Source organism: Shewanella bicestrii, assembly GCF_002216875.1.
In the GTDB taxonomy this organism is placed as follows: domain Bacteria; phylum Pseudomonadota; class Gammaproteobacteria; order Enterobacterales; family Shewanellaceae; genus Shewanella; species Shewanella seohaensis.
The window spans coordinates 2,147,876-2,161,847 of the sequence record NZ_CP022358.1; the positions used below are offsets into that span (position 1 = coordinate 2,147,876).

Here is a 13,972-nt window from a genome sequence, read left to right on the forward strand (position 1 = left end):
ATTTAGCCGATTCAGACGGGTCTGAGTCGGCGTTACTAAGTTGGATACATATGGCCCTTTTGCAGATTGCAGAGCCCGGACAAAGCGCCGCGCCGCACCAACATAGACTTGCCGTTGGCATCGATTTAGGTACCACTAATTCCCTCGTGGCCGCGGTTCGCAGCGGCGTAACGGCGACCTTACCCGATGAAAATGGGCAGCACTCTTTACCTTCTATCGTCCGTTATACCCAAGATGGCATTGAAGTCGGTCAGGTGGCGGCGTTAAGTTCTGCGCAGGATCCTAAAAATACTATCGTATCGGTCAAACGCTTTATGGGCCGCAGCCTCACGGATATTCAATCTGGTGAGCAAGCGTTCCCATACCAGTTTGAAGCCAGTGAAAACGGTTTACCGCTGTTTGTTACGCCTCAAGGGCAAGTGAATCCGGTGCAAGTGTCGGCGGAGATTTTACGTCCTCTGGTTGAACGCGCCGAGAAAACCCTTGGTGGCGAACTGCAGGGTATCGTGATCACTGTGCCGGCGTATTTCGATGATGCGCAGCGTCAAGGGACTAAAGATGCCGCGTCTTTGCTCGGTGTTAAAGTATTGCGCCTGCTAAACGAGCCTACCGCGGCGGCAATCGCCTACGGGTTAGATTCTAAGCAAGAAGGTGTGATCGCGATTTACGATCTCGGCGGCGGCACCTTTGATATCTCTATTCTGCGTTTAAATCGCGGCGTTTTTGAAGTGCTGGCCACGGGCGGCGATTCGGCGCTGGGCGGCGATGACTTTGACCATCTGTTGCAGGCGCATATGCAGCAAGTATGGCAATTGACGAACCTTGATCCGCAGCTAAGCCGTCAGTTATTGATTGAAGCGCGCCGCGTGAAAGAAGCCTTAACCGATGCGAGTGACGTCGAAGCGAGCCTGACGCTTGCCGATGGCACTGTGCTCAAGCAAGTGGTGACCAAAGCTGAATTTGATAACTTAATCAGCGCATTAGTGAAGAAAACCATCGCCAGCTGTCGTCGCACCCTACGTGATGCGGGCGTAACGGCTGATGAAGTGTTAGAAACCGTGATGGTAGGTGGTTCAACCCGCGTGCCATTAGTGCGTGAACAGGTTGAAGCCTTTTTCGGTAAGGCGCCATTAACCTCTATCGACCCAGACCGTGTTGTTGCGATTGGCGCGGCGATTCAGGCCGATATTCTGGTCGGTAACAAACCCGAGTCTGAATTATTACTGCTCGATGTGATCCCTTTGTCATTAGGGATTGAAACCATGGGCGGTTTAGTGGAGAAAGTGGTTTCTCGTAACACCACGATTCCAGTGGCCCGCGCCCAAGAGTTTACCACCTTTAAGGATGGTCAAACGGCGATGGCCTTCCATGTGGTGCAGGGCGAGCGTGAGTTAGTCGATGATTGTCGCTCACTCGCACGTTTTACGCTTAAAGGTATTCCCCCGTTAGCGGCGGGCGCAGCCCATATTCGTGTGACCTTCCAAGTCGATGCCGATGGGTTGCTTAGCGTTACCGCGATGGAGAAATCCACCGGCGTGCAATCGAGCATTCAGGTCAAGCCTTCGTTTGGTTTATCGGATACCGAAATCGCGACTATGCTCAAGGACTCGATGAAGCATGCGAAGGAAGACATCAGCCGTCGTATGCTGGCCGAGCAGCAAGTAGAGGCGGCAAGGGTACTTGAGTCGTTAAATTCGGCGCTTGCAAAAGATGGCGACTTGCTGACAAGTGATGAGCGTCAGCAGATTGATGCGGTCATGGCGCAGCTTGCCGAAATTGCCCGTGGTGATGATGCCGATGCGATTAAGCAAGCGATTGAAGTCCTCGATGAACATACTCAGGATTTCGCCGCGAAGCGTATGGACAATTCTATTCGAGTGGCCTTTAAGGGTCAGTCAATTGACAACATATAGGTGATGTGATGCCCCAGTTAGTCTTTCTTCCCCATGCTGAGTTATGTCCCGATGGCGCAGTGTTGGAAGCCAAAGTAGGTGAAACGATTCTCGATGTGGCGCTGCGTAACGGCATCAATATCGAACATGCCTGTGAAAAATCCTGTGCCTGCACCACATGCCATTGCATCGTGCGTGAAGGCTTTGATGAGCTAGAACCAAGCGATGAGCTTGAAGATGATATGCTCGATAAGGCATGGGGACTTGAGCCAGAGAGCCGCTTGTCTTGCCAAGCCAAAGTTGTCGATAGCGATCTGGTGATTGAAATTCCGAAGTACACTGTGAATATGGTGAGCGAAGGTTAATCAACCCGATGCGATGATATCGTCAAAAACCAGTCCATGTGACTGGTTTTTGGCTTCTGGCGCCCAGCATTTGCGCAAGCAATAATTGCCATGATTGATTTATCCTAATCCGAGCGTATGATGCGCTCAAAATGAAATGGTTGTCGGAGACCAAAATGAGAATCGCGATCCTATCGCAAGGGCCTGAGCTATATTCCACAAAGCGACTCGTTGAGGCTGCGACATTACGTGGTCACGAAGTCAAAGTGATCAATCCGCTCGAATGCTATATGAACATCAATATGCGTCAGTCGAGCATCCATATTGGTGGGGAAGAATTGCCGCCTTTTGATGCGGTGATCCCGCGTATTGGTGCATCTATTACTTTTTATGGCTCAGCTGTGCTGCGCCAGTTTGAGATGATGGGCGTGTATGCGCTCAATGATTCCGTCGGCATTTCGCGCTCCCGCGATAAGTTACGTTCGATGCAGTTGATGTCACGCCGTGGTATCGGCTTGCCGATCACCGGCTTTGCCAATAAGCCGAGCGATATTCCAGATCTTATCGACATGGTGGGCGGCGCGCCGTTAGTGATTAAGTTGCTTGAGGGCACGCAGGGCATTGGGGTGGTGTTAGCCGAAACTCGCAAAGCGGCTGAGAGTGTGATTGAAGCTTTTATGGGATTAAAAGCCAACATCATGGTGCAGGAATACATTAAAGAAGCCAATGGCGCCGACATTCGCTGCTTTGTACTGGGCGATAAAGTGATTGCGGCGATGAAACGCCAAGCCATGCCTGGGGAGTTTCGTTCAAACCTACACCGTGGCGGCACCGCAAGTTTAGTTAAACTGACCCCCGAAGAGCGTTCAGTCGCAATTCGTGCAGCCAAAACCATGGGCCTCAATGTGGCGGGTGTCGATTTATTGCGTTCAAATCATGGCCCTGTGGTGATGGAAGTGAACTCCTCGCCAGGTCTTGAAGGGATTGAAGGCGCCACCGCAAAAGATGTTGCTGGTGCCATTATCGAGTTTGTTGAAAAGAACGCCCTCAAGGCAAAAAAGCCCACTCAAGCGTAGAGTTAACGCGTTCTTAAGCTACACTCAGGAGAGCAAGGTTTAGCTGCAGATGGCACAAGGGGGAGCGGATGTCGTTAAAGTGGATTGACTCATTAGATATCGCCTTAGAATTGCTGGAGAAGCATTCTGAGGTTGACCCCCACAAGCTGCATTTTACTCAGTTATATGAGTGGGTATTAGCCCTCGATGATTTTGATGACGATCCTAAGCATTGTAATGAGCGGATATTAGAAGCCATTCAGCAATGCTGGATTGAAGAGAAATAACCATCGCCCTGATGGGGCATCTTGTCCCGCAAAAAGCGCACTTGCGTGACGGTTGTCACGTTTAGTGATCCCTAAAAGGGGATTTTTGTAGGAGTTTGATCGGCATCAAATTCATTTTAAGTGAATGACGTACCTTGTTATGTATCCGTTAAGTGGTTAAGCGCTTAATGTTATTCTGGCTACGCAAGGATGTTCACATGAAACTTTTGTTTGCTTTGTTATTCACACTGTTACCCGCCTTGGCATGGGCTCATCCTGGTCATGGTGGCGTTGGTATTTTCCATCATTTGCTCGATTTAGCCCCTGCCATTATTTTGGTCGCGTTGATTGCGTGGGCGAGCATTTGGGCAAAAAATAAAAAATAACCCCTGAGTCTTTGGCAAATATGCCAATTTAGTTGTGTTGTTATCCTTTCGCCAGTCCAGTCGAATGACAGGTCTGGCGTTTTTGTGTGATCAATCTGGTTACAAATCCAGCCAATGTGCGCAATATCTCAGACTTATTTGCTTTAAAGATAGGATTTGTTTTTTAAATTTCGTATAATCCGCGCGAATTTTTCAAACTTGCTGACAAAGGAAGCTTGTTATGGCGATCGAACGCACATTTTCTATCATTAAGCCTGATGCAGTTGCTAAAAACCACATCGGTGCAATCTACAACCGTTTTGAAACTGCTGGTCTGAAGATCGTTGCAGCTAAAATGTTACACCTGACTAAAGAACAAGCTGAAGGTTTCTATGCTGAGCATAGCGAGCGTGGCTTCTTCGGTGCTCTGGTTGCTTTCATGACTTCTGGCCCAATCATGGTTCAAGTATTAGAAGGCGAAAACGCTGTTTTAGCTCACCGCGAAATTTTAGGTGCAACTAACCCAGCTCAAGCAGCTCCTGGTACTATCCGTGCTGATTTCGCTCAAAGCATCGACGAAAACGCAGCTCACGGTTCTGATTCTTTAGAATCAGCAGCACGTGAAATTGCTTATTTCTTCAGTGCTGAAGAACTGTGTCCACGTACTCGTTAATCTGAGTGCGAGACCGAAGAAGGGAGCCTAAGGGCTCCTTTTTTATTGGCGGCATTTTGCTCATTACGGCAAAGATAAAGTGTTTAATGCTAGTAACAGATTATTTTTATTCAGTTTTTAAAAAATTTTAAAAACCTTACTTGAAATCCGCTTTCCTATCCTTATATCTATTGCAGGATCGCTCGATGAGGATCCCAATCGATTCTGTGCCGCTAGGACAGAAGTTAATTTAGGCGAGGTAAATGCGTTTTCAATTGAAAAACGTTCGCCACTTTCCATATTGCTTAAGACAAGGATATGAATATGCGTACTTATGATTTAACTCCTCTTTACCGTAGTGCTATTGGTTTTGATCGTTTAGCCCAGATGGCAGAACATGCTGCCGCGAATAATGGCAACTCAGGTTATCCTCCATATAACATTGAACTCCTTGGCGAAAATCGTTATCGCATTACTATGGCCGTGGCCGGGTTCTCGATGGAAGAGCTTGAGATCAGTAGCGAAGGTGAGAAATTACTGGTTAAAGGCAATAAGGCCGAGAGCCAAACCGAGCGTAAATACCTATACCAAGGTATTGCCGAGCGCGGGTTTGAACGTACCTTCCAACTGGCGGATTATGTGACCGTATTGGGTGCCAGTTTAGAGAATGGTTTATTGAACATTGATTTAGTGCGTGAAATCCCAGAAGCGTTAAAACCACGCAAGATTGAAATCACCACCTCGCGCCTATTAGATGGTCAATCCTAATCCAGAATCGCACGGATAGAGAAGGGGAGCTTAGTGCTCCCCTTATTGTTATCTCACCAATTAAAATCCCATGAGGTCTATGTCAAAGCCTTGCGATGGCAAGCTCACATAGGGTTAATGGGGCTATGCTCTCATTGCTTTCTCGCCGCGGGCCAGACCCACAACGCCCGAGCGCGATACTTCAACGACTTTGGTCACTTCACCCATGGAGTGAATAAAGGCATCGAGTTTCTCGGTCGTGCCCACCAATTGAATGGTGTAGAGATTGGCGGTGACATCGACAATTTGCCCACGGAAGATATCGGCGGTACGCTTAATTTCTTCCCGTAATTCCCCTTGGGCGCGGACTTTAACCAGTGCCAACTCCCGCTCAATATAAGCCGATTCGGTGACATTCGACACCTTAAGCACATCGACTAACTTGTGCAGCTGTTTCTCGATTTGCTCTAGCACTTTCTCGTCGGCTACTACGGTAATATTGAGGCGCGATAAGGTGTTATCATCGGTTGGTGCCACAGTTAAACTTTCGATGTTGTAGCCGCGCTGGGAAAACAGGCCGACAACACGGGATAGGGCGCCGGATTGGTTTTCGAGTAATACAGATATAATTCGACGCATTAGCATTTCTCCGTTTTGCTTAACCACATTTCATTCATCGCGCCGCCGCGGATAAGCATGGGATACACGTGCTCAGTCTCATCCACCATAATGTCGATAAATACCAGTCTGTCTTTCATGGCAAGGGCTTCGGCCATCTTAGACTCAAGCTCAGCAGGATCGCTAATCGTCATGCCAACATGGCCATAGGCTTCGGCAATTTTGGCAAAGTTGGGGACCGAATCCATATAGGAATGGGAATGGCGACCCGAGTAGATCATATCCTGCCATTGTTTCACCATACCAAGGAAACGGTTGTTTAAGTTGATAATTTTAACCGGCGTATCGTATTGCAGAGCGGTTGAAAGTTCTTGAATATTCATCTGAATCGAACCATCGCCCGTGACGCACACAACGGTTTCGTCCGGCATTGCCATTTTGACTCCCATAGCTGCGGGTAAGCCAAAGCCCATGGTGCCAAGGCCACCGGAGTTAATCCAATGACGAGGTTTATCAAAGGGATAATAGAGCGCGGCAAACATTTGATGCTGGCCTACATCCGAGGCGACATAAGCCTCACCATTAGTGAGTTTGTAAAGGGTTTCAATTACTTGCTGTGGTTTTATCCGGTTGCTTTCCTTATCGTATGCCAAGCAGTTGCGGTTACGCCACACAGTGATTTCTTGCCACCATTGATTAATTGCCTCGCTATCGTTGCTCTCCTTCGACTCCTCGAGCAGGGCTAGCATGCTGTCTAATACGATATCGGCAGAGCCAACGATGGGGATATCCACTCGTACGGTTTTTGAAATCGATGAAGGGTCGATATCAATATGTAAGATGGTGGCATTAGGGCAGTATTTTTCGATGTTGTTGGTGGTTCTATCATCGAAACGCACACCTATCCCGAAGATAAGATCGCAGTTATGCATGGTCATGTTGGCTTCATAACGACCGTGCATCCCCAGCATTCCTAAGCTGTTTTTATGGGTGCCAGGGAAGGCGCCAAGGCCCATCAAGGTGCTGACAACGGGGATATTTAACTTTTCCGCTAGGGCTAAGATCTGCTTTTCACTGCTTGAGATAATGGCGCCGCCACCCACATAAAGCACAGGTTTTTTCGCGGCGAGTAATGCCTGCAATCCACGGCGAATTTGCCCTTTGTGGCCCGATGTCGTTGGATTATAGGAGCGCATTTTAATGCTCTCGGGGTAAATATAGTCGTGCAGTAATGCTGGATTGAGGCAATCCTTTGGCAAGTCGACAACCACGGGGCCGGGGCGACCCGTGGAGGCAATATAAAAGGCTTTTTTAATGATCTCAGGAATTTGAGTGGGATCTTGTACTAAAAAGCTGTGTTTGACGACTGGGCGTGAAATCCCAATCATGTCGCATTCTTGGAACGCATCGTTACCGATTAAATTGCTCGGCACTTGGCCAGATAACACCACTAATGGAATTGAATCCATATAGGCGGTGGCGATGCCGGTAATAGCATTGGTGGCTCCTGGGCCTGAGGTCACGAGTACCACGCCCACTTTACCCGTGGCGCGGGCATAACCATCGGCCATATGCACGGCGGCTTGTTCGTGACGAACCAGAATATGTTCAATACCGGGGATAAGGTGCAGGGCGTCGTAGATATCTAACACTGAGCCGCCAGGGTAACCAAATATGTGCTTTACACCTTCATCGATAAGGGATCGCACAATCATGCTGGCGCCGGATAACTTCTCCATGTGAAACTCCTATTGCATAGTACCGTTACGGTAAACAGTATCTTGTTACAGCGACGGTAATCGCTCTAAAAATAAGCCTGAAGGGTAATTCAGACTCCGATTGCTGAACTTGAAATCATCGATTTCAAGCGCTCATCCCTTTGGATGCAGCAGCTGTTGCAATGAACAGAATTTCATCATATTCAAAAAAGAACACATTTCAAGGCTTTTATGTAAAAAATAACCAACTTGAAACAATTTCATGTTTAGGCGCGATAAACGCTTATGAAACGGGAGTTTTTGTGTTGGGGCATTTAATTTAATTACTTTAATTAGAATGGGTTAGCTGATTTACAATGAAAAACGGCACCCAAAGTACTATATATCACCTAAGTGCCGTTTATTTAGAAAGCGCTTAATTTGTTACAAATCAACTACAAAAGTGATGTAAACCATAATTGCTTGGTTTAGGTGGCATAAAGATGCCATCACTCCTTCGGCTTGGGTTGATGAGCCGAACGGTTAAATTGACAGAATCCCACCAACAATACCGCCGTCAGCATTAATGCCGAGAAGGGCACTGCGGTGCCATTATAAAACAGCGCGAGTAATGGTCCGGCTAAGGCGCCGCAGCCAAATCTTAAGGTGCCAATCACCGCCGTGGCCGTGCCCGTTTCCTGCTTAAACTTCATCAAAACAATGGCATCGGCGTTGACCGACATAATACCAAGACTGCCCATAAGTGGGATAAGCATCAACACGGTGAAGTGATAACTGAGCCCCAGTAAATTCACCCCCAGTAAACCGACCGCCGCCAGCGCACCGAAGAAGGTCGATACGTGCAGCATTCTTAACGAGCCATAGCGGCCCACAATTCGGGTATTGATAATATTTGCCAGCATCAGCGCGCCCACATTGGTACTAAAGAGTAGGGCAAATAAGGATTTATCTAAGGAAAAAACCTCCATATAGACAAAGGGCGATGCGGTTAAATAACAGAAAAACGCAAAGGAGGTGAGTACACCGCTGGCAATATTCAATTTAACGCCGGGACGTGAAAACACCGTCGCATAAGCCCCTAAAAAGGATTTTTGACTCCGGCTACTCTGATCTTTATCGCTGGGCATTCTCAACAGCGCAATGACCAACAACAGCAACAACATGGCATAGGCCGATTGGATAAAGAAGATCAAATGCCATTCACCAAGCTCGAGGATAAGGCTGCCGATGCTTGGGGCTAATAATGGCGCTAACATCATGATTAAACTGACATAAGACATGCCTTTAGCCGTGTTTTCACCATAGACTTCTTTGATATACCCAGGGACAACCACAGTGGCCGCTGCGCCGATAAAGGCTTGTAAAAAGCGCAGGCCTAAAAACACTTCAATCTGTTCGGCTAAGCCGAGCAATAGGCTGACTAACATAAAGCCTGAGAGGCCCATTATTACCAAAGGGCGACGGCCAATACGGTCGGCAAGGGGGCCAAAACACAGCATGCCGAGGGCATAGCCTCCTAAGTAAACACTCAAGGATTGTTGGACTAGGGTTATATCGGTATGAAAACTCTGGGCAAGTGTTGCCATAGCGGGCAAATACATGTCGATCGCGAGCGGCGTGATCGCGACAATGGCGGCGAGCATAGGGATCAGCAGTGCCAAGTGGGGAATGCTGCTCGGTTTAGTCGGATAGCTTGACGGTTGTGGGTCCACAGTTACCTCGGGTGGCGAAAGAAGGCGATATTAAGTGTTATGTCACTCGAAAACCAAAATTGTAGGGTAACAATTTTGCCTAATGGCGACTCATTTTGCCTCAATTACCATAGCGTAATTTCGCCATGAAGATTGGAGGAGTATAGGGAAGAAATGAGTGGCCGGCGAAGAGTCTCTCAACCGTCATAGGCACAGTTGATTTAAGTCCTCGGCTTTGTATCGAGTCTAAGGATATTAAGCCATAACATAGTAAAACGCTCAGGCAAATAAGCCAATCTCGATGACGATATCTTTACACTTAAATTGTAACCAAAATGGATTTTATGTCCTTGTATTGCATTGATGTGCTCAGGCACGCCTTAGCGTCATTCATTCGACTGAGATTGTCACTCCAGTGTCATCTGTATGTCATCTAACCGTCTTGAATGCGGATTAGTTTAATGGGCTTTAGCTTAACCCTACGACTAATAACAACACATTCAGGAATGATGCAATGAACACAAAACGACTGCCGCTGGCGGGTGCGATACTGGCAAGTTTACTCCTTGGTGCCTGTAATGATGACGGTACCAATGGTGAGCAGGGGGAGAACGGCTTAAATTCATTAGTGAACGTGACTGCACTCGCCATAGGTGATGTGAACTGTCCTGCCGGTGGTCAACGCATCGATACAGGGCTTGATGCGAATCGTAATGGCCAGTTGGAAGAAACTGAAATCGATGCGGCGCAAACCCAATTTATTTGCCAACCCCAATCTGCGGGAGTGTCGGCGGAGCTGATCGGCCGTCATCAAACAGGCACTTATGGCCTGAGCGCTGCTGAAATTGTTGAATACCACAGTGCTTCTCAGCGTATTTTTGTGGTTAATGCGAAAAGCGGTAAGGTCGACATTATCGACGCTAACTTGCTCAGCAACGCGGCTAAGGCAACTGCGCCATTAGCCTTGAATAATCTTGATAAGCTAGCAGAGCTGGATGTCGCCAAAGATGTAGGCTTAAGTTTTATGGGCAGCGTTAACAGTGTCAGTATTTCTGGTAACTTGTTAGCGGCGGCCATTGAGCGCGGCGATGCAGCAGGCAATAAGACTCAAGCCAATGGCTATGTGGCTTTCTACCAACTCAATGGCAATGAGACACCGCAGTATCTCAGCGCGGTTGAAGTTGGTGCATTACCGGATAACGTCGTCTTTAGTCATGATGGCAAAACGGTACTCGTTGCGAACGAAGGCGAACCAAATCAAGACTATAGTATCGACCCAGAGGGCAGTGTGGCGATTATCGCCATTGCGGATGGTAAACCCTCAGCGACGGCGACGCTAGTGACATTCACCGAGTTTAATCAGGGCAATGCTCGCTATAATGAAATCACCAAGGACATTAAAATCAATGGCCCTATGGCCACTGTCGCGCAGGACTTAGAGCCTGAGTATATCAGTGTCAGCCCCGATAACAGCCGTGCTTTTGTGAGTCTGCAGGAGAACAATGCCATCGCGATGATTGATATCGCCAATGCCAAAGTAGCGAAGATTTTACCCTTAGGACTGAAGGATTACGGTCTTGATGTGAATAAAATTGATGCAAGTGACAAGGACGATATGGTCAACCTTCAGGCCTATGCGGGTGTGTATGGCATGTATCAACCCGATACTGTAGCGAGTTACCGTTGGAATAATACTGACTTTATTGTCACCGCTAACGAAGGGGATTCCCGCGATTATGCTGGGTTTTCGGAGGAAGCCCGCGCCGGTGACTTAACCTTAGATCCTAATCATCCACAATTTGCCGCCGCAAAAGATAAGACCCAATTAGCCCGTTTGAAAGTGACTAAGAGTATGGGTGATGACGATAACGACGGCGATTACGACAAAATCGTGAGCTTCGGCGCGCGTTCTTTCTCAATCTGGACAGCCGATGGTCAACAGGTGTTTGACAGTGGTAGTGATTTTGAGCGGATCACCGCAGCCTTGTTAGGCAATAACTTCAACAATAACAATGAAGAAAACAAAGGCGATAGTCGCAGTGACGATAAAGGCCCTGAGCCAGAAGCCTTAGCTTTAGGCAAAATTGGTCAAAAACTCTATGCCTTTATCGGGCTTGAACGTACCTCTGGCTTTATGATTTACGACGTAACGAATCCCTTCGACGTGCATTTTGTGGATTATGTGGTAAACCGTGATTTTGAGGCAGATTTCAGCATAGATACGGACACAGGCGAAGTGAAAGGCGATGCCAGTTTAGCGGGAGATTTAGGGCCAGAAGGCATGAAGTTTGTGAGTGCCGAGAAGAGTCCTAATGGTCAGCCTCTGTTGATCATTGGTAATGAAGTCAGTGGCACAACCAGCGTGTACCAAATCAAGGTGCAATAGCCATAGCTTGATTCAAGGTGCCATAACGTTAAATTTCAACGCCAGAAATGCTTGTGATTAAGCAAGCTTAAAACGCCAGAGCATCACTCTGGCGTTTCTTATTGGCCGCTTTCTAACGCGAAAATGAACTGCTATACGACCGAATAGGCATGTTGCTTGAGTGCGTTAAAGGTGGATTCGATGCACTCGAGCGCAAGCTGGAATTGGGTATCGTTTTCGGCGCCACCTAAACTTAAACGGATAAAGTTGTCATGGCAGTTAAAGTCATCCCCATTACGGATCAGCACGCCTTTTGCCGCTAAGGCGGTCACCAGATGATGGGCTTTAATGTCTTCGGGTAACTGGATCCAGCCATTTAAACCCCTCCAGCGTTGGGTTAACCCCAGCTTGTCACCTAATGCTATGCATTGCTGCTGACGCTCGCGAATAATTGCATCGCGATTGGCCGTGATGTGCCCGCGTTTTATTAGCTGACAGGCCAGCTCCACATTCAGCGGCGAAACCATCCAACATTGGCTATGAATGGCGAGGCGCAATGGTGCGATGAGCGGCTCGGGTACCAGGATAAAACCTTGCCTTAAGCCCCCTGAAAACAGCTTAGACAGGCTTGAAATGTAAATGACCCTCGGCACATTCAGCGTTTGAGCTAACTGCCAAAGCGGTGGATGCCATTCCTCGGGGAGACAATAATTCACATCATCTTCAATGATATAAAACTGGTACTCCTCCGCGAGTGCCAACAGTTTTTCTCTCTGTTGCTCACTGTATTGAATGCAGGTGGGGTTTTGATTGTTGAGGGTTAAGTACACCAGTTTAGGTTGATGGATTTGTACTAAGGCCTCGAATCTTGCCAGATCGACCCCGTCAGAGGTTAACGGTACGCCAATACTATTGATACCCAATTGTTTAGCGCAAATACGCACTCCGGGATAGCTGTACTGCTCGTGCAGGAGTACCTCGCCCTTGGCCAGGAAAGCATTAAGGCAGGCAAAAATGGCCTGTTGCCCACCATGGGTAAAGATCAATTGCTCTGGGTGTTGCTCAATGCCGCGTTGCGCAAGCCAGTGGTGAAATATCTGTTGATGCTGATCTAAGGGGCTGGCGCGATAGCCAAGGAGTTGACTCAGTTTCGCCGGATCCTTAGCCAGTAGGCTTAGGCAATCACTCAGCGTACTTATTTGATCCGTCAGCGGCTGCTGACAAGTCGCCATATTGAGCTGCAAATGATTAAGCTCTGGCACGGGAGAGGCGTTGACATAAGTACCATCACCGATACGCGCTTCCACATAACCGCGTTGCTCCGCTAGAGCATAGGCCCGAGTGACAGTGCCTATGGTCACCCCTAGTGCATCGGCTAAACGCCGCTGTGGCGGAAGTTTCGTGCCATGGGGAAGGGCCTTGCACAAAATGCCTTGCTCGATCGCACTGACCAGACGTTGATATTTAGGACCTGTAAATGCCTCTAGATCTGGCGTCCAAATTGTACCCATGACAATAAATCCGTTGATCTCCATTAGGCTATCTATATTATTAATTGTCTCGTTTATTGTCAAATATTGTATGCGTACAATTTAAGGTCTTTATGGATATTAAACTTGTCAATGATCCACAACTCTGGACATTAATGGCCTCAGCAGCACTCTTTTGTGCAACTATGACCATGACTCCCGGGCCGAATAATATTTTACTCGCCAGCTCAGGTGCCCATTTTGGGGTAATGCGCACTATTCCACACATTGCGGGGATCCGCTTAGGCTCGACTTCTTTGCATCTGTCGGTATTACTCGGTCTTGGTGCTTTGTTTGAGACGTTTCCGATGTTGCACCAAGCGTTGAAATACGCGGCATTGTTGTATTTACTACATCTTGCCTATCGATTAGTGACCTCTCCCGTAAAGGCGGCGCATTTGGATGAAGGGCGTCAACCGATGAGTTTGATGGAGGCGGCGCTGTTTCAGTGGATTAATCCCAAATCCTGGATGTCGACCATTACCCTTTGCAGCGCGTTTACCTTAGGGGGCGATGGTTTTTGGCTCAGTGCGGTATTGGGCGTGCTGGTGTTTAATCTGGTGGGATTTCCCGCATCCTTTACTTGGGTGTTTGTCGGCGCGGCTATCAGTAAAAAGCTCAATACGGATAAACGTCGACGCCATTTTAACTGGTTTATGGGCAGTTTATTGTTGGTGTCCTTACCTATGATCCTGCGATAAAGTGACCTAATAGCGCTAAAACCTTAAAT

General features: G+C 47.9%; 13 protein-coding genes. 9 read left to right on the forward strand and 4 right to left on the reverse strand.

Annotated features, from left to right (window positions below; genetic code table 11):
- Positions 1-50: 50 nt before the first annotated feature.
- From hscA to CF168_RS09460, 7 genes are all read left to right on the forward strand, one after another.
- Positions 51-1,913 (forward strand): Fe-S protein assembly chaperone HscA, encoded by a 1,863-nt coding sequence (gene hscA, locus CF168_RS09430; RefSeq protein WP_089067688.1) that lies wholly within the window; start codon positions 51-53, stop codon positions 1,911-1,913.
- Between the two features lie 8 nt (positions 1,914-1,921).
- Positions 1,922-2,257: an ISC system 2Fe-2S type ferredoxin gene (fdx, locus tag CF168_RS09435; RefSeq protein WP_011622515.1), complete on the forward strand. Its 336-nt coding sequence runs from the start codon at positions 1,922-1,924 to the stop codon at positions 2,255-2,257.
- Between the two features lie 155 nt (positions 2,258-2,412).
- Entirely contained in the window at positions 2,413-3,312 is a 900-nt protein-coding gene (rimK, locus tag CF168_RS09440) for a 30S ribosomal protein S6--L-glutamate ligase (RefSeq protein WP_011622516.1), read from the forward strand.
- 68 nt (positions 3,313-3,380) lie between these two features.
- Positions 3,381-3,578: a Fe-S cluster assembly protein IscX gene (gene iscX, locus CF168_RS09445; protein WP_011622517.1), complete on the forward strand. Its 198-nt coding sequence runs from the start codon at positions 3,381-3,383 to the stop codon at positions 3,576-3,578.
- 197 nt (positions 3,579-3,775) lie between these two features.
- Positions 3,776-3,943: a hypothetical protein gene (locus CF168_RS09450; RefSeq protein WP_041408760.1), complete on the forward strand. Its 168-nt coding sequence runs from the start codon at positions 3,776-3,778 to the stop codon at positions 3,941-3,943.
- 220 nt (positions 3,944-4,163) lie between these two features.
- The gene (gene ndk / locus CF168_RS09455) at positions 4,164-4,595 is read left to right on the forward strand and encodes a nucleoside-diphosphate kinase (protein ID WP_011622518.1); all 432 of its coding nucleotides are present in this window, start codon (positions 4,164-4,166) and stop codon (positions 4,593-4,595) included.
- A gap of 303 nt (positions 4,596-4,898) precedes the next feature.
- Entirely contained in the window at positions 4,899-5,342 is a 444-nt protein-coding gene (locus CF168_RS09460; protein ID WP_011622519.1) for an Hsp20 family protein, read from the forward strand.
- A gap of 123 nt (positions 5,343-5,465) precedes the next feature.
- Here the strand turns inward: CF168_RS09460 and ilvN are convergent, their stop codons facing one another.
- From ilvN to CF168_RS09475, 3 genes are all read right to left on the reverse strand, one after another.
- Entirely contained in the window at positions 5,466-5,960 is a 495-nt protein-coding gene (gene ilvN, locus CF168_RS09465) for an acetolactate synthase small subunit (RefSeq protein ID WP_011622520.1), read from the reverse strand.
- Positions 5,960-7,678: an acetolactate synthase 3 large subunit gene (locus tag CF168_RS09470; RefSeq protein ID WP_088211645.1), complete on the reverse strand. Its 1,719-nt coding sequence runs from the start codon at positions 7,676-7,678 to the stop codon at positions 5,960-5,962. Before CF168_RS09470 ends, ilvN begins: the two co-directional genes overlap by 1 nt.
- Positions 7,679-8,145: 467 nt before the next feature.
- Positions 8,146-9,369 carry a multidrug effflux MFS transporter gene (locus CF168_RS09475; RefSeq protein WP_069454856.1) on the reverse strand — a complete coding sequence of 408 codons (1,224 nt, stop codon included), beginning with the start codon at positions 9,367-9,369 and terminating at the stop codon, positions 8,146-8,148.
- 493 nt (positions 9,370-9,862) lie between these two features.
- Here CF168_RS09475 and CF168_RS09480 point away from each other — a divergent pair, with 493 nt between their 5' ends.
- A complete protein-coding gene (locus CF168_RS09480) occupies positions 9,863-11,734 on the forward strand; it encodes a choice-of-anchor I family protein (RefSeq protein WP_086903274.1) in 1,872 nt (623 codons plus the stop codon).
- A 131-nt stretch (positions 11,735-11,865) separates the two neighbouring features.
- Here CF168_RS09480 and CF168_RS09485 read toward each other — a convergent pair whose 3' ends face one another.
- Entirely contained in the window at positions 11,866-13,224 is a 1,359-nt protein-coding gene (locus CF168_RS09485) for a PLP-dependent aminotransferase family protein (RefSeq protein ID WP_086903295.1), read from the reverse strand.
- Between the two features lie 92 nt (positions 13,225-13,316).
- On the opposite strand from CF168_RS09485, the gene CF168_RS09490 reads away from it, so the two are divergent.
- Positions 13,317-13,943: a LysE family translocator gene (locus CF168_RS09490; RefSeq protein WP_089067689.1), complete on the forward strand. Its 627-nt coding sequence runs from the start codon at positions 13,317-13,319 to the stop codon at positions 13,941-13,943.
- The last annotated feature ends 29 nt before the right edge of the window (positions 13,944-13,972 follow it).